This is a genomic window from Planktotalea sp., from assembly GCF_039984035.1.
Classification (GTDB): Bacteria; Pseudomonadota; Alphaproteobacteria; order Rhodobacterales; family Rhodobacteraceae; genus Planktotalea.
Genome location: NZ_JBDWVM010000068.1, coordinates 1 through 16,377 on the forward strand (window position 1 = coordinate 1; position 16,377 = coordinate 16,377).

Annotated in this window: 17 protein-coding genes and 1 pseudogene; 7 read left to right on the forward strand and 11 right to left on the reverse strand. The window is 55.2% G+C overall.

The window, feature by feature from the left end; all coding sequences use genetic code 11:
• From ABJQ89_RS02905 to ABJQ89_RS02915, 3 genes are all read right to left on the reverse strand, one after another.
• Window positions 1-511: ABC transporter permease (locus tag ABJQ89_RS02905; RefSeq protein WP_348494771.1), on the reverse strand; the 511-nt coding region annotated here is incomplete at its 3' end.
• Window positions 508-1,542 carry an alanine racemase gene (alr, locus tag ABJQ89_RS02910; protein ID WP_348494772.1) on the reverse strand — a complete coding sequence of 345 codons (1,035 nt, stop codon included), beginning with the start codon at window positions 1,540-1,542 and terminating at the stop codon, window positions 508-510. The genes ABJQ89_RS02905 and alr, both read right to left, overlap by 4 nt.
• Before the next feature lie 71 nt (window positions 1,543-1,613).
• Window positions 1,614-2,531, reverse strand: coding sequence for a 2OG-Fe(II) oxygenase family protein (locus ABJQ89_RS02915; protein ID WP_348494773.1), 918 nt, complete (start codon window positions 2,529-2,531; stop codon window positions 1,614-1,616).
• 93 nt (window positions 2,532-2,624) lie between these two features.
• Here ABJQ89_RS02915 and ABJQ89_RS02920 point away from each other — a divergent pair, with 93 nt between their 5' ends.
• Window positions 2,625-3,350, forward strand: coding sequence for a sterol desaturase family protein (locus tag ABJQ89_RS02920; protein WP_348494774.1), 726 nt, complete (start codon window positions 2,625-2,627; stop codon window positions 3,348-3,350).
• 6 nt (window positions 3,351-3,356) lie between these two features.
• Here the strand turns inward: ABJQ89_RS02920 and ABJQ89_RS02925 are convergent, their stop codons facing one another.
• From ABJQ89_RS02925 to pyrC, 6 genes are all read right to left on the reverse strand, one after another.
• Window positions 3,357-4,847 (reverse strand): replicative DNA helicase, encoded by a 1,491-nt coding sequence (locus ABJQ89_RS02925; protein ID WP_348494775.1) that lies wholly within the window; start codon window positions 4,845-4,847, stop codon window positions 3,357-3,359.
• 183 nt (window positions 4,848-5,030) lie between these two features.
• Window positions 5,031-6,080, reverse strand: a complete 1,050-nt coding sequence (locus ABJQ89_RS02930; RefSeq protein WP_348494776.1) for a hypothetical protein — start codon at window positions 6,078-6,080, stop codon at window positions 5,031-5,033.
• Window positions 6,073-6,390, reverse strand: a complete 318-nt coding sequence (locus tag ABJQ89_RS02935; protein ID WP_348494777.1) for a hypothetical protein — start codon at window positions 6,388-6,390, stop codon at window positions 6,073-6,075. Before ABJQ89_RS02935 ends, ABJQ89_RS02930 begins: the two co-directional genes overlap by 8 nt.
• Window positions 6,391-6,556: 166 nt before the next feature.
• Window positions 6,557-7,555 (reverse strand): Hint domain-containing protein, encoded by a 999-nt coding sequence (locus tag ABJQ89_RS02940; protein ID WP_348494778.1) that lies wholly within the window; start codon window positions 7,553-7,555, stop codon window positions 6,557-6,559.
• 258 nt (window positions 7,556-7,813) lie between these two features.
• Entirely contained in the window at window positions 7,814-8,494 is a 681-nt protein-coding gene (locus tag ABJQ89_RS02945; RefSeq protein ID WP_348494779.1) for an orotate phosphoribosyltransferase, read from the reverse strand.
• A gap of 91 nt (window positions 8,495-8,585) precedes the next feature.
• Window positions 8,586-9,623: a dihydroorotase gene (pyrC, locus tag ABJQ89_RS02950; RefSeq protein WP_348494780.1), complete on the reverse strand. Its 1,038-nt coding sequence runs from the start codon at window positions 9,621-9,623 to the stop codon at window positions 8,586-8,588.
• Between the two features lie 95 nt (window positions 9,624-9,718).
• Between pyrC and ABJQ89_RS02955 the strand changes: the two genes are divergently transcribed.
• Complete coding sequence (locus ABJQ89_RS02955) at window positions 9,719-9,982, forward strand: hypothetical protein (RefSeq protein WP_348494781.1); 264 nt, start codon at window positions 9,719-9,721, stop codon at window positions 9,980-9,982.
• A gap of 8 nt (window positions 9,983-9,990) precedes the next feature.
• On the opposite strand, the gene ABJQ89_RS02960 is transcribed toward ABJQ89_RS02955, so the two are convergent.
• Complete coding sequence (locus ABJQ89_RS02960) at window positions 9,991-10,956, reverse strand: phosphoadenosine phosphosulfate reductase (protein WP_348494782.1); 966 nt, start codon at window positions 10,954-10,956, stop codon at window positions 9,991-9,993.
• Window positions 10,957-11,099: 143 nt separating this feature from the next.
• Between ABJQ89_RS02960 and ABJQ89_RS02965 the strand changes: the two genes are divergently transcribed.
• The 4 genes from ABJQ89_RS02965 (at window position 11,100) to ABJQ89_RS02980 (ending at window position 15,296) form a co-directional block, all read left to right on the forward strand.
• Complete coding sequence (locus ABJQ89_RS02965; protein ID WP_348494783.1) at window positions 11,100-11,999, forward strand: MoxR family ATPase; 900 nt, start codon at window positions 11,100-11,102, stop codon at window positions 11,997-11,999.
• Between the two features lie 68 nt (window positions 12,000-12,067).
• On the forward strand, window positions 12,068-13,336 hold the full coding sequence (locus ABJQ89_RS02970) for a VWA domain-containing protein (protein WP_348494784.1): 1,269 nt from the start codon (window positions 12,068-12,070) through the stop codon (window positions 13,334-13,336).
• Window positions 13,336-14,313: an XdhC family protein gene (locus ABJQ89_RS02975; RefSeq protein WP_348494785.1), complete on the forward strand. Its 978-nt coding sequence runs from the start codon at window positions 13,336-13,338 to the stop codon at window positions 14,311-14,313. The genes ABJQ89_RS02970 and ABJQ89_RS02975 overlap by 1 nt, the downstream gene beginning before the upstream one ends.
• On the forward strand, window positions 14,310-15,296 hold the full coding sequence (locus ABJQ89_RS02980; RefSeq protein WP_348494786.1) for a molybdopterin-binding protein: 987 nt from the start codon (window positions 14,310-14,312) through the stop codon (window positions 15,294-15,296). Before ABJQ89_RS02975 ends, ABJQ89_RS02980 begins: the two co-directional genes overlap by 4 nt.
• Before the next feature lie 70 nt (window positions 15,297-15,366).
• Here ABJQ89_RS02980 and infC read toward each other — a convergent pair whose 3' ends face one another.
• The gene (gene infC, locus ABJQ89_RS02985; RefSeq protein WP_348494787.1) at window positions 15,367-15,912 is read right to left on the reverse strand and encodes a translation initiation factor IF-3; all 546 of its coding nucleotides are present in this window, start codon (window positions 15,910-15,912) and stop codon (window positions 15,367-15,369) included.
• 196 nt (window positions 15,913-16,108) lie between these two features.
• On the opposite strand from infC, the pseudogene ABJQ89_RS02990 reads away from it, so the two are divergent.
• Window positions 16,109-16,377, forward strand: a pseudogene (locus ABJQ89_RS02990) (translation initiation factor 3); the annotation flags it as partial.

Sequence of the window (16,377 nt, forward strand, 5' to 3'; positions counted from 1 at the left end):
CCATGATGCCGATCACATCGCCGACACCCACCAAGAACGGCACGCAGATCAAGCCTGCAAGCACGCGTGGCACTGTGAGGTACTGCATGGGATGGGTTGAGAGCGTCACAAGCGCGTCGATCTGTTCTGTAACTTTCATCGTCGCGATTTCCGCTGCGATAGATGAGGTCACGCGCGCTGCGATCATCAGACCGACCAAGACAGGGCCAAGTTCGCGCACCATGCCGATCGCAACGATCTGAGGCACCACGGCTTCGGCGTTAAAGCGCGACCCGCCTGCGTAGATTTGCAAGGCCAGCGCGCCGCCTGTGAAGACGGCTGTCAGCCCGACGACGGGCAGGGACAGCCAGCCAACGTTTAAAATCGCAATGCCAAGTTCGCGCAGATAAAAAGGGCGGCGCAAAGCGTAGCGCAGCGTGTTGAACGTATAGAGTGCAATACGCCCAAGCGCCGCAAGCAAGCCAAGAACAGCTGCGCCCAGAGCGGCGAGAGGAGCTAGGATAAACGTCATCCCACGTAGCGCCGCGTATAGCGCGCATCAAGCGAGGTCAGGATTTCATAGCCGATGGTATTGGCATTGCGGGCAAGGGTTTCAATGGATTGATGACGTCCAACAAGTTCAAGCGCAGGAGGGATGTCAGTGGCGTCGGTAACGTCGACGCTGATACTATCCATCGAAATACGACCCGTGATTGGAACGCGTGTTTCGCCGGCAAAAAGCTGTGTATTTGGCCCCATGATCCGCAGGATGCCATCGGCATAGCCAGAGGCAACTGTCGCGATACGGCTGTCACGCTCGGCAATCCATGTGTTGCCATAACCAACACTTTCACCCGCTACGATATCGCGGATTTGGATAATCGGTAGATCGATGGAAATAACCGGTTTTGCATCGATATAGGGCAAGCCGCCGTAAAGACCGATGCCAGGGCGTGTCACGTCGAAATGATAGTCTTTGCCCAGCAAGATGCCGCCCGTGGCCGCCAGTGAACGGGGGGCTTCGATCCCGTCGGTCATGGCTTTGAACGCTGCAAGCTGCTGTGCGTTCATCGGATGATCTGGTTCATCCGCGCAAGCAAGGTGGGACATTACAAGCCGTGGACCTTGGGCCAGTGCCAGATTGCGCACGGCTTCCCACTCCGCAGGCTCCATGCCAAGACGGTTCATACCTGTATCAAGCTGCATGCCGAAAGCGGCTCCGGGCAGGGCTTCAAAATGGCGCAGCATTTGATCGATGGAGCTGAGCAGCGGGATCAGGCCAAGATCGCCAATCATGTCCGTATCGCCAGACATATGACCAGAGAGGATGTAAATTTCAGGCTCAGGCCCAACCGCTTGGCGAATCTGTGCGCCTTCTTCCGCTGCGGCGACAAAGAACTTGCGCGCGCCCGTTTGAAAGAGGCGACGCACAGCGCGTTCAACGCCTGTGCCATAGCCATTTGCCTTAACCACAGCGCCCGTTTCGCATGTGCTCATGCGGTCAAGGGCGGCCCAATTCTCTGCCATCGCGGCGAGATCTACTGTCAATTGTCCTGTACTCATAGCCAGTGTGTTTGCCACGGTGGCCGCGTAGGTCAAGGGTAAAAGGCTGTTATGGCGTTGAGATTGGGGCGTTATGAGCTCTTAGGCTTATGTGCATCATAGCTCGCTTCCAGCTCACCGCGCAGAAAGTCGCCAAAGTTGAGCGGCCCAAACTGAGGCGCGCCAGTGCCTTCCAGCGGGACAATTGTTGCGCTGACATGGGGGTCATAAAAGAACGGGCAGGAGTATCGTTCGCGTCCGGATGTGTTGATGACGCGGTGGGGTGTTGATCGCAGCACGCCGTTTGAAAGGCGGTGCAACATATCGCCCACGTTCACGACGAACGCGTCCTCGCGCGGGGGCACATCGATCCAGTCGCCCTTGGGCGTGAGCACCTGTAGGCCGCCCACATCGTCTGTGGCCAGAAACGTTAAAGCGCCGAAATCTGTATGTGGGGCAGAGCCGTAAAGGTCATCGGGGCGCGAGGGCAGCGATGGTGGGTAGTGCAGCAATCGCAGCCATGTGGTGGGCGGCGCAAACATGTCCATCGCAGTTTCAGGTGCGTCAATCGCGCTTAGGGCAAGGCGCATCATGCGATCCGCGAGGGTGCACATATCAGCGTTGTACTGCTCTAGCGCGCTGCGAAATCCCTCTAGCTCTGGCCATTTATTGGGGCCTGACAGGTAAACGCCGTCAATTTCTGCAGCGTCTTCACGCATCATCATGAAGCTGCTGGATTGGTTGGGTTTCGTCACATCCGCTAGGGTAGAGGTCACATCGGTAGAAGCCGCCATCGGAATGTACCCGCGATGACTGCGATCCACCTCTACCACGCGTTTTATGGCTTCCGGCAGGGCGTGAAACGCCTTTGAAGCCTTAAAGAGCGCCTGCCGCACCGCAGGATCAATGCCATGTCCGACGAGATAGGCAAAGCCGACTTCGCTATAGGCTTTGAAAAACGCCTGCTGAACATTGGGCGCGTTTAGATCGAGAACTGGGATGTGGTCCATTGTTGCTCAAATATCCGTTTGATTGCAGACTGGCGTGAACGTGCCAAAGAAGAGCCTATTGTTCAGGCCCAAAGGCGACAAGGGAAGAGTGACATGATCCGATTTCAGGTGTTGCTTGGTCATCCGAGCGTAGTTTTGATGGGCGTGGCTTGTGCTGTTGCGAGCCTTACGCTGGGCCTTTACGGGCCGAATTGGGTTTGGGCCTTGGTGCCGTTTGGGGTGGTTGCGCAGTATTTGAACGAATACAATTTGCACCGTTATGTGTTTCATTTGAAACCACCGCGCCGACAATGGGCGTTCGATTTGCTCTACCGTGCGCACTATGGGCACCATGATTTTCCGACAAACCATAAATTGTTTTTCGTACCTGTTTGGGTGGCTTTGCCGATGCTAGCGGTCAATTTTCTGGGGCTTTGGGCATTGCTGTCCTTGTTTGGCGTTGCCCAAGCGTTCTGGATCGCGCTTGCCATCGTACCCGTGGGCGGCGTTGCGACCTTCTTGGGCTATGAATGGTTCCATATGTCCGCGCATTTAAATGTGCCCAAGGGACCGCTCGCGCGGCATGTGACGAAGCTGCACAACCAGCACCACTTTCGCGATTTTTCCAAATGGTTTCATGTCTCACCGGGTGGCGAGATCATTGATCGCAGCCTTGGCAGCGCGATTGATCGCGAAACGCTCAAAGGGCAGCAGCGGATCGAATTCATCCGCACGCTTGGCATGCGGCCCGATGATGCGCGTCTTGTGGCGGCGCGTCAGCGGTTTGCTGGGAAATATGGCCTCAGCGCGGAAGAAATCGCCCGCGCTGCCGTGACATAGACCGCATCAGAAGCCCTGATCGTCACCACCTGTTTGCCACGCCTTTGCGAGGTTACCAAAGCGTGTAAATTGCGCCTCAAAGCTCAGCTCAACCGTGCCAATCGGGCCGTGACGCTGCTTGCCGATGATCACTTCTGCCTTGCCGTGCAGGCGTGCCATGTCGTCCTGCCACTGCGCCATGGCTTCCAAGTTGTCGTCATCCGGCTTTTCACGTTCTTTGTAGTACTCACCACGATATACGAACATCACCACATCGGCATCTTGCTCAATCGATCCTGATTCACGAAGGTCTGAAAGCTGCGGACGTTTATCATCACGACTTTCAACCTGACGGGAAAGCTGGGAGAGGGCGATCACAGGGATTTGCAATTCCTTGGCAATCGCTTTCAGACCCATGGAGATTTCGCCAATCTCTTGAACACGGTTTTCTGACGTACCGCGCACCAGCTGCAAATAGTCGACGATCAATACATCAAGACCATGGGTCCGTTTCAGTCGACGCGCGCGCGCGGCAAGCTGTGCAATCGGAATGGCGGCTGTGTCGTCGATATAAAGCGGGCAGGCTTCGAGCTCTTTCGCGGCCTCAACGAAACGGCGGAATTCGAATTCTTCCATGTCACCTTGGCGAATCTTATGCGACGAAATCTCGGACGCTTCGGCTAGGATACGACCCGCCAACTGCTCTGCGCTCATTTCGAGCGAGAAGAACGCGACAACGCCGCCGTCAACCGCGCCTTCGGTGCCATCCGTCAACGTGCCTTGGCGGTAGGCCTTGGCGACGTTAAAGGCGATGTTGGTTGCAAGGGATGTTTTACCCATAGACGGGCGACCCGCGAGGATCAAAAGGTCAGACTTGTGCAGACCACCCAGCATCTTGTCCATATCGGTGAGGCCCGTTGAGACACCCGCCATACCGCCGCCGCGCTCATAGGCAGCGTTGGCGACGTTAACCGCTTCGGTAATCGCGCTGAGGAAAGATTGAAAACCGCTCTCGGAGCTGCCTTTTTCCGCCAGTTTGTAGAGTTCCTGTTCTGCTTCGACGATCTGCTCGGCTGGTTCAGAAGACACATCAACGCGCGCGGCTTTGGCGGCAATATCGCGTCCAAGGCTCATAAGTTCACGGCGGATCGCGAGATCATAGATAATCTGCGCATAGTCACGCGCGGCAAAGGACGAGATCGCAGCGCCCGCAAGACGTGCAAGATAGGCAGGGCCGCCCAGTTCTTTCAGACCTTCGTCATCTTCCAAAAAGGCCTTCAGCGTCACAGGCGAGGCGAGGTTGTTCTTGGAAATACGCGCGGCGGCGACCTCATAGATGCGCTGGTGCACGGGGTCATAGAAATGGCGGGGCTGGATGATAGAGGCCACACGATCATAAATATCGTTGTTGGTCAGAATCGCACCAAGAAGCTGTTGTTCAGCCTCGATCGAGTTGGGCATGGTTTCAGCCGCAGAGACATCGACCTGAGTTTGATTAATGGATGCGATTTCGTTCATAGCAGGTCCCCAATTGCCCGAGCCCTTATGTACAAAAACTATGGCAGGAAGTGCAAATTGTATGTTTTTGTGGATAACCTATTTGAGCGTGAAAATCTACTGCATGTTGTGTTGCTGTATGGCAGTGCCGCTAAGTATTCCAAATTTACGTGGCGCAATTTTTCGCTGTTTTGTGAAAATCGATCAGTAAATGTTCAAAGCGCCCCAAGTGAATCCAAATGCGATAACGCCGCTAGAGATCAGCGCCGCAATGGCAAAAAGCTTGGGCGTCGAAAACGGGCGTTCACCGAAGGTGCGCCCTCGTAGACCGCAAGTCACCACTTTCATTGGTTTTCCTGCATATTCGTAATGCAATATCCAAACAGGAAGCAGAATACGTCGATATCTAATGCCGGTTGTGTCAGTTTTATAGCTGACATCAACGATGCCACTTTTGCCCGAATGCTGCTTGATGCGGTTACGCAGCAATAAAGCTTTGTCAGATTCGTTATGCTGCAAACCCTCACGCACGGTTTGATGATGGCGCTCTGCTGCAAACCCAGCAAGATAGGCAGGTTCGTAGGGGCGCAGGTGGCTTGGGTTGAACTCATGCAAAATACCGTCGCGGATCAGCGGCGTGACATGGGGCGACGCTGGCATGAGCATATCGTCGAAAAAAGTGTCCATCGTCCCTAATTGAGTGCGCGTAACCGTTCGATCCCCGCTTTTGGTCTCATAGGTGACCATGTAGGTCACTGCCTCTTCGCTATCGAATGTCCAAAAAGGAACGTAAATTCCTGTAACATCGCAGCCTGCGACGGTCGCTGTTAGGTCAGACGGAGCGGCCCAACGGCGGGCGATCCAACTGCGCGCGTATTTGAGCGCGTCTTTGGCATCGACCTGAAACGGGATCATGCCAAGAATGGCGTAGCTTTCGTTTGCAGCTTGCTCAACGAGGACCCCGTTACAATAGGCGCAGCGCGCGGCAATGGAGTGGCCTTGAAACACAACATCGCCGCCACAGGTTTCGCATTGAAAATGCCGATCCGTTGAGAACTTTGGCTGCTCCGTGTGGGGCATGTCCGGGTGGTAGTGCTGCTCTTGCGCGGGATTTAAGTTTGGATCGTGTGCGATTTCATGCGCGGTTCCGCAGCTTTGGCAGCTCAACGTCCCTGTTTGGGGATCGTAAGCGCATTGACCCGCGCAATTCGTGCAAAGCAGGTCTGCTTGTGCAATTTTCAGCGTATCAGTCATCTGCAAGTGCCGCCAAAATGTGAAGCAGAATTTCTAAGCGGCGTAGTGAGCGTACTATTGCGCGGTCCAAATCTCCGAAGGCCCACCAATCCCCAATGATCGTGGCGAAAAACCAAGTGGCTGCAACCCATATTGCGATGATAATCCAGCCAGACATGGTGCGGAAAAAACCGGCTGATCCGTGTTTTAGCTCGTGTTTGGCCTCTTGGATCTGAATGAGTTTCTTGATCGGGATCATTCCAATGCCCGCCGCCAAGCCAATTAACAGCAGCAAAGTGATGTAAGGGCCCAATGGCGCTATGTTTTGCACGTCAGATCCCTTTTGTGAGCGCGACATGAAAAGCCAAGTCTAAAATAGAGTGCGCGATTGGCAGGAAGTTAAAGCCAATTTGCGCAACATTCAAACCTTACGAAAGACACAAAATCACGCGCATTGGGGCGTTGCAAAGCAGTCTAAAAAAGTGCGTTTTTCCCGATCAGGCCGCGTGCGCGTGCAAGGGGGGCAAAGACCGACATTCTCTCACCGAAAGCATTGGGCGTACCAAAAGAGTTGGAAACAGGTCCCTGACCTCAATTTGCGTTTCAGCGTCTAAAGGGGAGGCTGCATTGCAGGCTGGATAAAAGCTTTCTGATACCACACCTTGGGTCTGTACCATCTCATGTCGATCAAAGACCAAATGGACATAAGACACCTGTTCGCAAGGCATACGGCGCACTGTTGTGCCGTTTATCAGTGCTTTCGCTGGCGCCAAAACTTCGGTTTCGCCAAACAAGAGTTCAGTCTCACAGCCCGTGAGCAGCATTCGATGATTGGGAGAGACCATGAGCGCTTGGTCAGCGCCCAGAACGCCGCTTTCAAAACGGATTGGCGCATGTTTTCCCAAACCGGGCACAGTTGCGCGACCTATGGCGCGTAGGGGCTGGGGACCGTTGTCGATAGTTGGGATCACATCACCCACGTTGAGCGTTTCAATCTTTTGCGGGCCGCGCAGCGTTTCGACCAGCGTGCCTTCCACAAAACAAGCAAGTTCCGAATAGGGGACGTTGCCGTTGCCAATATTGCCTTCGCTGGTGAAGACGTTTGTCGTTCCGGGAACCAAAGGTGCATTGGTTGCGACAAGCGTTGTTGTGTTGTTACCGGAGTTGTTCGCGCCGAGCGTAATGGAATACATCTCTAGACCGCTATTGGTCGAGATCACGTAGTTTACGATGATCGATGTGCCAGCGGGATATAACATGCCGCCAACGGTGATCGCCGTGGCAAGGGTTTGATCGCCGCCTTGAATTTCTTCAAAAAGAGCGTTGCTCGGATCGTCGATGTCCACTTGAAACGGGCTCGCACCTGAATTCAGCTCAATGTTGAACGGGGGCGATCCCTGAGCCTGAGCGCCCGATTCATTTGGCGGGGCAATATTCGAGCCGGATGTGTCGAAGTCAGCCAAGTCATAGGCATAAAATATGGAATATACTGGCATTTCGGAACTCTTTACTTGGTAAACGTCCGCGAACACGCTGCGGACACCTCACCCAAGCAGAGGAAGTCTTTAGAAAATAGAGGGAATTCTGCCAAATTAGTTGCACATGTACCTTTGAGGCGCGTGCAAGATGGTCTGATTTTGGGGGCAATTTTCGGCTAAGTTTGGGGTGTATGCGGAGACATAGCTCAACGCTCAAGGCCGCATTGCAGTGTGCGGAAACTGGGTTGCAGACGCCCCCAGTTCCCACAAGTTCTTTTAGCTTGGCATGTTTGCGTCTTGCCACGCGCGTGGATCGTTGAGGAAAGCCTCAACGCCAGCAAGGGTCTTTGTATCAAAGGTGTTTTGCGCTTTGGCTTCGGCTAGAACATCCCACCATGTGCAAAGGTGGTGAAGCGTGACACCGTGATCACCCAGAGTTTTCTTCGTCTCAGGGAAGATGTCGTAATAGAAAATGACCGCTGTATGGGCGCAGCTTGCGCCGGTTTCGCGGATCGCGTCGACGAAGTTCAGCTTGGAGCCGCCATCAGTGGTGAGGTCTTCCACGAGCAGAACGCGTTGTCCCTCGCTCATGTCGCCCTCGATGCGCGCGCCGCGGCCGTGGCCTTTGGGCTTTTTGCGCACATAGGTCATTGGCAGCGCCATGCGTTCCGCAACAAGCGCGGCGTAAGAGATACCAGCGGTTTCGCCGCCTGCGATGTTGTCAAAGGCTTCAAACCCAGCGTTGCGCATCACGGTGACGGTCATGAAGTCCATCATAGTAGAGCGAATGCGCGGGTAGGAGTTGGGCTTGCGGCAATCGATATAAGTCGGGCTAGGCAGACCCGAAGACAGAATAAACGGTGTTTCCGCGTTGAAGTGGACAGCTTTGATTTCAAGCAGCATGCGCGCTGTGAGGCGGGCGATTTCTTCGGCGCTGGGGTAGCTCGTTGGGATCATATCGTGGCTCTTCTTGGTGGTGCGGGGCTTTGCTGGATCGGGGCGAGGGGCCTGCCCCTCGCGCGCCCCGGGATATTTGGAAAAGGTGAAACTAGGAGGTGACAGACCATGTGAGGTCAAAGCCGGGGTCGAAGACTGTAACTTCGCCAACGCCGGTGATGATTTTCTCAGGGTAGGTCGGCGCTGTTTTCTCAAGCGTGATGGTGCTGCTGTTAACAGGCAGGCCGTAGTGCGCTGGGCCATTGAGTGAGGCAAAGGCCTCTAGCTTGTCCAGCGCGCCGTGTTGTTCGAACACTTGGGCAAGGATCGACATGGTATTCGTCGCGGTAAAGCAGCCTGCACAGCCACATGCGTTTTCTTTCAGCGAATCTGAATGGGGGGCCGAGTCTGTCCCGAGGAAGAAGCGCGCCTCGCCAGAGGTGGCAGCTTCGGCCAACGCTGCGCGATGCAATTCGCGCTTGGCGACGGGCAGGCAATAGTAGTGGGGCTTGATGCCGCCGACGAGGATATGGTTGCGGTTGATCACCAGATGGTGGGTTGTGATCGTCGCGCCAAGACTGTCGTCCTGCGCGCGCGCGTACTCAACAGCGTCCTTCGTCGTGATATGTTCCATCGTCACTTTGAGGCCCGGTGTGGCGCGGCGCAACGGATCAAGGATTTTGTCAATAAACACAGCTTCGCGGTCAAAAATATCGACCTCATGATCCGTGACTTCGCCGTGTAGGCACAGCGGAAGACCGATTTCTGCCATGACATCGAGAACCGGTTGAACGCGGTTGAAGTCGCGCACACCGCTGGCGGAGTTGGTGGTCGCGCCAGCTGGATAGAGTTTTACCGCTTTGATCAAACCGCTCGCATGGGCCGCGCGCACATCTGCGGGATCGGTGTCCTCCGTCAGATAGAGCGTCATCAAGGGCTCAAATGTCATGTCCTCTGGCAGGGCCGCGATGATGCGGTCCTTATAGGCAATCGCATCGGCACTTGTGACCACAGGGGGCACAAGGTTGGGCATGATAATCGCACGCGCAAAGTGGCGCGCTGTTTCTGGCAACACGGCGCGCAGCATATCGCCATCGCGCAAATGAAGGTGCCAGTCGTCGGGGCGGCGGAGTGTGAGGCTGTTTGTCATGGGCCTTCGCATACACTGGAGCGCATAAAAGGGCTAGGGGTTTGCACAGCTCTCTCTACGAGGGTAGCGTTGTTTTTAAACAAAAGGACCATCGTATGATCATCACACTTATCACAGGCTTTGTCGTCGGCGTCTTCTTTGAACGCGCGGCGCCTTTTCTGAACACGATGTTTGAACGCGTGAACGTTGCGCTGGATGACACGGAAATGAACTTGGCAACCTTTGCGCTTTGTCTGGCGGCCGCCTCTGCCGTGCTCCTGTTGATCGGGGTTAAGAGCTATCCGGTACTCTTGTGCCTTGCTGCCGCCTGCGGCGTGGCGCGCAAACCACTGCTCGCGCGTATCACAGGCAATCGCTAAGAGAGCGCTCAGCTTGCCTTTTCTTGTAGGCTGTTCTCTTCGATTTCTTTGTCGATCAGGCCTTGGATCTGCTGCGCGCGTTTCTTGAACCGCGGCGCGCTGAGCTGTTTCGCTGTGTGATCGCAAATCGCTTTCGCCAGACGCCAGCGTTTCGCATCCTCTGTTTCGCTCAGCAGCGCACGCAGGTAGTTGCGATCACTGCGTCTTTGGCGGTGCAGGGTGTAAAACTCTGATCGGATATCGGCATTTTTTCCGAGCGCTGACAAAAGCGGATGCAAGATATCAAGGCTGAGCATTTTGTAGTCGAGCGCTGGGCCGAAGAAGGGCAAGCGCAGTTGATCGACATTGCTCCGTGTAAAGAGCGCGGCATGCATCGAATCCATTTCTACGTGGGGATCGTATAATATGACGGCGCGCTCGGCCGCATCGATCATATCGGGCGCATAGCCGTAGCGATCATTAAAGGGTAGGCGACGCATCTTGCGAAAACGATCGTCCCAACCGGTGACGCGTGGATCAAGTGTCGCTTGGGGCGCAAGCGCGAGAACACGGGCGCCGGGGGAGACGACGGAATAGGTACAGGCGGCATATCCAGCGGCGCCCGCCCCGTAAAAGAGAACCGTATCGAAGTCTTCGAAGAAACCGTCATCCACAAGGCGGTCCAAATAGCGATAGATGGCAAGATCGCGGAACCAGGTTTGCCCATCGCTGAAAAAGCTTAGGACAGACCATTCTTCTTCGCGCATGAGATCAAAACCGATGGGATGTGCATCCTCGGAAAGCGTTTGAATTGTTTGCAAGCTCTCAAAGGTGACCAAGAGTGTTTTGCCAACATCGAAGAAAGCCACGTTGTGTTTCGCGCTCAAGGGTTGGAAATATCCAGCCTCATCCGCGATGTCTTCGATAGCAGACAGCCATGCCCGTCCGGTCTGACCAGCCAAGGATTGGCTCAGGAATTGAAGGGACTCTTGCATTAATTTGCTCCTGCACAACTCAAATGACCCGTCTGGGCGGGTTTACTTTTGCGAAATTATCTAAAGATTGGGGCAGGATTAGGAAAACGCTGCGCCCATGTCTTGGCATTAATGGCCCTATGTATAGCAATGAAAGCGACAGAATGAACAGTATTGATGACGTGCAACACGCTCTGGGCGAAACTGGCTATGTGTGCGGGCGCGATCTTGCCACCGTCGTGTTTTTGTCTTTGCGCCTTGGACGCCCTTTGTTTCTTGAGGGCGAGGCAGGTGTTGGCAAGACAGAAATCGCCAAAGCGCTGAGCGCGGCGCTCGGCCGTAAGTTGATCCGCTTGCAATGCTACGAGGGGCTTGATGCAGCGAGCGCGGTTTATGAATGGAACTTTCCCGCGCAAATGGTGGCAATTCGTAGCGCCGAGGCATCGGGCGGCGCAGATCGTAAGACGTTGACCACGGAGTTGTTTTCCGAGGATTTCTTGATAGAGCGCCCGCTCTTGGATGCGATGCGCCCCCAAGAAGGTGGTGCGCCGATCCTTCTTATCGACGAGTTGGACCGTACCGACGAACCGTTTGAGGCCTTTCTGCTGGAAGCGCTTTCCGATTTCCAAGTCACGATCCCTGAACTTGGTACAATCAAAGCGCCAGAACCGCCCATCGTGATCCTTACGTCTAACCGAACCCGTGAAGTGCACGACGCATTGAAACGCCGTTGCCTCTATCATTGGGTGGATTACCCGAACTTTGAACGCGAGATGGAAATTCTAACGGCCAAAGCCCCTGAGGCGTCTGAGAACCTAAGCCGCGAGGTTGTCGCCTTTGTTCAGAAACTGCGCACCGAAGATCTATTCAAAAAACCGGGCGTGGCTGAAACCATTGATTGGGCCAAATGCCTGCTTGCGCTTGATGTGATCGAACTCAGCCCCGAAGTCATCGCAGATACGCTGGGCGCTATTCTGAAATACCAAGACGACATCGCGCAGCTGCAAGGCTCTGAAGCGAAACGCATTTTGGACGACGCAAAGCAAAGCTTGGACACGCTCTAATGCTTCCTCTCTCCAAAAATATCCCGCAGGGGTCTGGGGATGCGAAATCCCCAGTGCGCGCGACGTAAATGGTCGAACACCTGCCACTTGAAGTGCCTGACAACCCGCGTCTTGCGGGCAATATCACCTATTTCGCCCGAGCCCTTCGTAAAGCGGGGCTGCCGATTGGGCCGGGCCGCGTCATTGATGCTATTCACGCGGTAGAGGCGGCGGGTTTCACAGAGCGGCGTGATTTCTTTTGGACTTTGCAAGCCTGTTTCGTCTCGCGCCCTGAGCATCGCGCCGTCTTTGCGCAGGTCTTTCGTCTCTATTGGCGTGATCCGCAGTTCATGGAACATATGATGGCTATGATGCTGCCTGCCATTCGCGGCGTGCAGGAGGACAAGACCGCCCAAGCCGCCGAAAAACGCGCGGCAGAGGCGCTGCTTGATGGTCAAAACCGCGATGTCCCTCAAAACGAAGATCAAGACGAAGAAGGCACTGAAATCGAGATTGATACCTCACTGACGATGTCATCAGAGGAACGCCTACGCAGCCTTGATTTCGAACAGATGAGCACGCAGGAAGTCGCTGAGGCCAAACGTATCTTGGCCCGTTTAAAACTGCCGGTGAAGCCTTTGAAATCGCGCCGCATGCGGGGGGCTTTGGCGGGGTCGAGCGTCAATTTTCGTGCGACGCTGCGCGCGTCGATGCGGCAGGGCGGTGAGATCCATCGCCTGTCCACACAGACGCAGCGGCAGCGTTGGCCGAATCTCGTCGTGCTCTGCGATATCTCCGGCTCTATGAGCCAGTATTCGCGATTGGTGCTGCATTTCTTGCATGCTGTCGCCAATGACAAGGGGGCAGGATGGGCTAAGGTCCATGCCTTCACCTTTGGCACGCGGCTCACCAACATCACCCGTCATTTACGTCAACGCGATGTGGATGCAGCCCTCGCTGCAGCAGGGGCTGAGGCGCAAGATTGGGAAGGTGGCACGCGCATCGGTGAAAGCATCGAGCGTTTCAACAAGGACTGGTCGCGCCGCGTTTTGGGGCAGGGTGCTTTGGTGCTCTTGATCACCGACGGATTGGATCGCGGCGAACCTGACAAGCTCGCAGCGCAGATGCAACGGCTGCATCTGTCCTCAAAACGCTTGATCTGGCTGAACCCGCTGCTGCGTTGGAGCGAATTTGCCCCAAAGGCGCAAGGCATTCGCGCGATGCTCCCCCATGTGGACAGCTTTCGCGCTGGGCATTCCATTGCCTCTTTGGAAGATTTGGCACAGGTTCTGTCTGAAACCCATGATGCAGGCGAAAAGACCCGCCTGATGCACGCCCTTTCGCAGGAGACCCTTTGATGAGCGACGTTGATTTCGATCAAATTCCCGAACAAGCGCTGGCATGGTATCGCGCAGGCAAAGGGGCGGCTTTGGCGACCGTCATTGAAACCTGGGGAAGCGCGCCACGCCGTGTCGGTAGTCAATTGGCGATTAACGGTCAGGGCGAAATTTCTGGTTCTGTTTCAGGGGGATGCGTCGAAGGCGCGGTCATCGTTGAAGCGATTGAAGCCATCGGTGACGGCGGTGCGCGTGAATTGGAATTTGGTGTGTCCGATGGCGATGCATTTGCTGTTGGATTGGCCTGCGGCGGCACGATCCGTATTTTGATTGAACCGATTGGTGCAGTCTTGTCCGAGCCGATGTTGAGCGAGCTGGTCGACGCGCGTGCAGCGCGTTCGCCCATCGCTTATGGGGTTGATTTGGACTCCGGCGCGCGCGCTTTGCATCGCGATGGGTTTGAAAGCCGCTTTCGCATGGATCGCTCCGGTTTTGAGGAGGGCAGTCGCCGTTTTGTCGCGATCCATAACCCGCCTTTGCGTTTGATTGTTGTAGGCGCTGTGCATATCGCGCAGGCCTTGATGCCTATGGCACAAATGATTGGTTATGACCCTGTGCTCGTCGATCCGCGCGAATCATTTGCAACGCCTGCGCGCTTCCCAAATCAAAAGCTCCTGAATGATTGGCCTGCTGATGCGGTGGCTGAGATCGGCCTCGATACGCGGTCCGCTTTGGTTTTGCTGACCCATGATCCGAAACTCGACGATCCTGCCTTGGACATCGCGCTGCGCTCTGATGCGTTCTACATCGGCGCCTTGGGATCAACGCGCACCCATGCCAAACGGGTGGATCGTTTGAAAGATGCGGGGTTTAGCGAGACTGACATCGCGCGCATTCATGGCCCCGTCGGGCTTAACATCGGCGCGGCCAGCCCGTCGGAAATTGCCGTTTCTGTGATCTCCCAAATGACCCAAGTCTTGCGCCAAGGCACATCATGAAATTCGGCCCACGCCCTATCGATCAGGCGCACGGGTGCATTCTGGCGCATTCCATCGCTCTGCCAACGGGCCGGTTGCGCAAGGGCATCACGTTAACGGACAAGCATATTTGCGATCTCAAGGCCGAAGGACGTACAGAGATTACCGTTGCCGCGCTGGAAACAGGCGATGTTGAAGAAGACACAGCAGCGACACGCTTGGGCGCGGCGCTCTTAGATAGCACGACAGGCCTACGCGCCAGCGTCGCGGCGACGGGGCGGGTTAATCTTATCGCAACTGGGGCAGGGGTCGCGCTCATTGATGAAGCCAAACTTCATGCACTCAATGATGTGAACCCGATGATTTCCTTCGCAAGCGTGCCCGCGTTTCACCAGATGCATGAAAATGGGATGGTCGGCACGGTAAAGATCATTTCATATGCGGTTCCTGAGGGTGACTTGAATGCCGCCTGCACCTTAGCGCGGGGCGCGGTAAAATTTGCGCCAGCCATCCCACAGCGTGTGAGTTTGATTATCTCACAAATCAACGACGGCGCCGATGAGGACAAGGCAATCGCCGCAACCCGCGCGCGTGTCGAAGCGCTTGAGTGCGAGTTGAGCGAAACCCTGATCTGCCAACATAGCGAACAGGCGATAGCCGAAGCAATCGCGCAGGCGCGGGGCGATGTGGTGCTGATTCTCACCGGCTCCGCGACTTCTGACCCTTTTGACGTCGCGCCAAGCGCTGTCGTACAGGCGGGCGGTGTGATCACACGATTTGGGATGCCGGTAGACCCTGGCAATCTGCTGTTCTTGGGCCACTTGGGGAATCGTCCGATCATCGGCTTGCCCGGCTGCGCGCGCTCGCCTGCTTTGAACGGCGCGGACAAGGTGCTGTCGCGCGTTTTGTGCGGGGTGCCTGTCAGCAGTGCAGATATTGCCAAAATGGGCGTCGGTGGATTGCTAAAAGAAATCCCAACACGGCCAAGGCCACGCGCAAGCTGATCCCTTTGGTGGTGAAACGAAAAAGGCCCAGCATACAAGCTGGGCCTTTCGTCATGAGTGGGTCCGAAGCTTACTTCGGCAAAGGTCCAATCAGCATGACCATTTGGCGACCTTCCATCTTTGGGAAGTTTTCGACCTTGCCATGTTCTTTGGTGTCAGCAGCAACACGTTCCAAAAGCTCGCGTCCAAGGTTCTGGTGGGCCATTTCACGGCCACGGAAACGCAAAGTGACTTTCACTTTATCGCCGTTTTCCAAGAACTTATAAACGTTGCGCATCTTTACATCGTAATCGTTGGTGTCAGTGTTCGGCCGGAACTTGACCTCTTTGATTTCGATGATCTTTTGCTTCTTACGTGCTTCGGCTTCGCGCTTTTGCGTTTCGTACTTAAACTTGCCGAAATCCATAATTTTACAGACAGGTGGATTTGCGTTTGGTGAAATCTCCACCAAATCGAGGCCGACTTCTTCCGCCATGACCAATGCTTTGGCCGGGTGGATGACACCTACATTTTCGCCTTCTGCGCCGATTAGGCGAATTTCAGGAGAGCGGATTTTGTCGTTGACGCGGGGTCCGGTGTCGCGCTGCGGCGGCGCGTTATGAGGTCTGCGGGCTATGGGATCGATCCTTTGATAGCTTTTAATTAGGGCTGCAAGGTATCGCTCAAAGTCGCTTTCTTCAAGCGCCAAATTGCGAGTTTGTGGGGTCATTTACAGCGTTTTCCCCTTGCAACCATACGGCTTTGAGCGCATTTCGCTGTTGCAGCATTTGGTCGCTCGTCCAAGTGCAAGGGAATACTCTAAAGGAAGAACCATGAAGAATTTGATTTGGGTTATCGTTGCAGCTGTCGTTTTGGGCGGCGGTTACACATGGTATTCAAACAATGCAGCGGAAAAAGCTGCAATGGTTGAAGCAGAAGCTGCCGCTGCTGCAGAGGCTGCCAAGAAGGCCGAAGAAGAAGCGGCTGCCAAGGTTGCTGAAGAAGCGAAAGCCGCTGAAGAAGCTGCTGCCGAAGCTGAAGCTGCTGCTGCCGAAGCCGCCGCGAAGGTAGAAGAAGAAGCGAAAGCTGCTGAAGAAGCGGC

Coding starts and splice junctions, on each gene's coding strand:
- alr (WP_348494772.1), bottom strand. CDS start 1,542: ATGAGTACAGGACAATTGACAGTAGATCTCGCCGCGATGGCAGAGAAT.
- ABJQ89_RS02915 (WP_348494773.1), bottom strand. CDS start 2,531: ATGGACCACATCCCAGTTCTCGATCTAAACGCGCCCAATGTTCAGCAG.
- ABJQ89_RS02920 (WP_348494774.1), top strand. CDS start 2,625: ATGATCCGATTTCAGGTGTTGCTTGGTCATCCGAGCGTAGTTTTGATG.
- ABJQ89_RS02925 (WP_348494775.1), bottom strand. CDS start 4,847: ATGAACGAAATCGCATCCATTAATCAAACTCAGGTCGATGTCTCTGCG.
- ABJQ89_RS02930 (WP_348494776.1), bottom strand. CDS start 6,080: ATGACTGATACGCTGAAAATTGCACAAGCAGACCTGCTTTGCACGAAT.
- ABJQ89_RS02940 (WP_348494778.1), bottom strand. CDS start 7,555: ATGCCAGTATATTCCATATTTTATGCCTATGACTTGGCTGACTTCGAC.
- ABJQ89_RS02945 (WP_348494779.1), bottom strand. CDS start 8,494: ATGATCCCAACGAGCTACCCCAGCGCCGAAGAAATCGCCCGCCTCACA.
- pyrC (WP_348494780.1), bottom strand. CDS start 9,623: ATGACAAACAGCCTCACACTCCGCCGCCCCGACGACTGGCACCTTCAT.
- ABJQ89_RS02955 (WP_348494781.1), top strand. CDS start 9,719: ATGATCATCACACTTATCACAGGCTTTGTCGTCGGCGTCTTCTTTGAA.
- ABJQ89_RS02960 (WP_348494782.1), bottom strand. CDS start 10,956: ATGCAAGAGTCCCTTCAATTCCTGAGCCAATCCTTGGCTGGTCAGACC.
- ABJQ89_RS02965 (WP_348494783.1), top strand. CDS start 11,100: ATGAACAGTATTGATGACGTGCAACACGCTCTGGGCGAAACTGGCTAT.
- ABJQ89_RS02970 (WP_348494784.1), top strand. CDS start 12,068: ATGGTCGAACACCTGCCACTTGAAGTGCCTGACAACCCGCGTCTTGCG.
- ABJQ89_RS02975 (WP_348494785.1), top strand. CDS start 13,336: ATGAGCGACGTTGATTTCGATCAAATTCCCGAACAAGCGCTGGCATGG.
- ABJQ89_RS02980 (WP_348494786.1), top strand. CDS start 14,310: ATGAAATTCGGCCCACGCCCTATCGATCAGGCGCACGGGTGCATTCTG.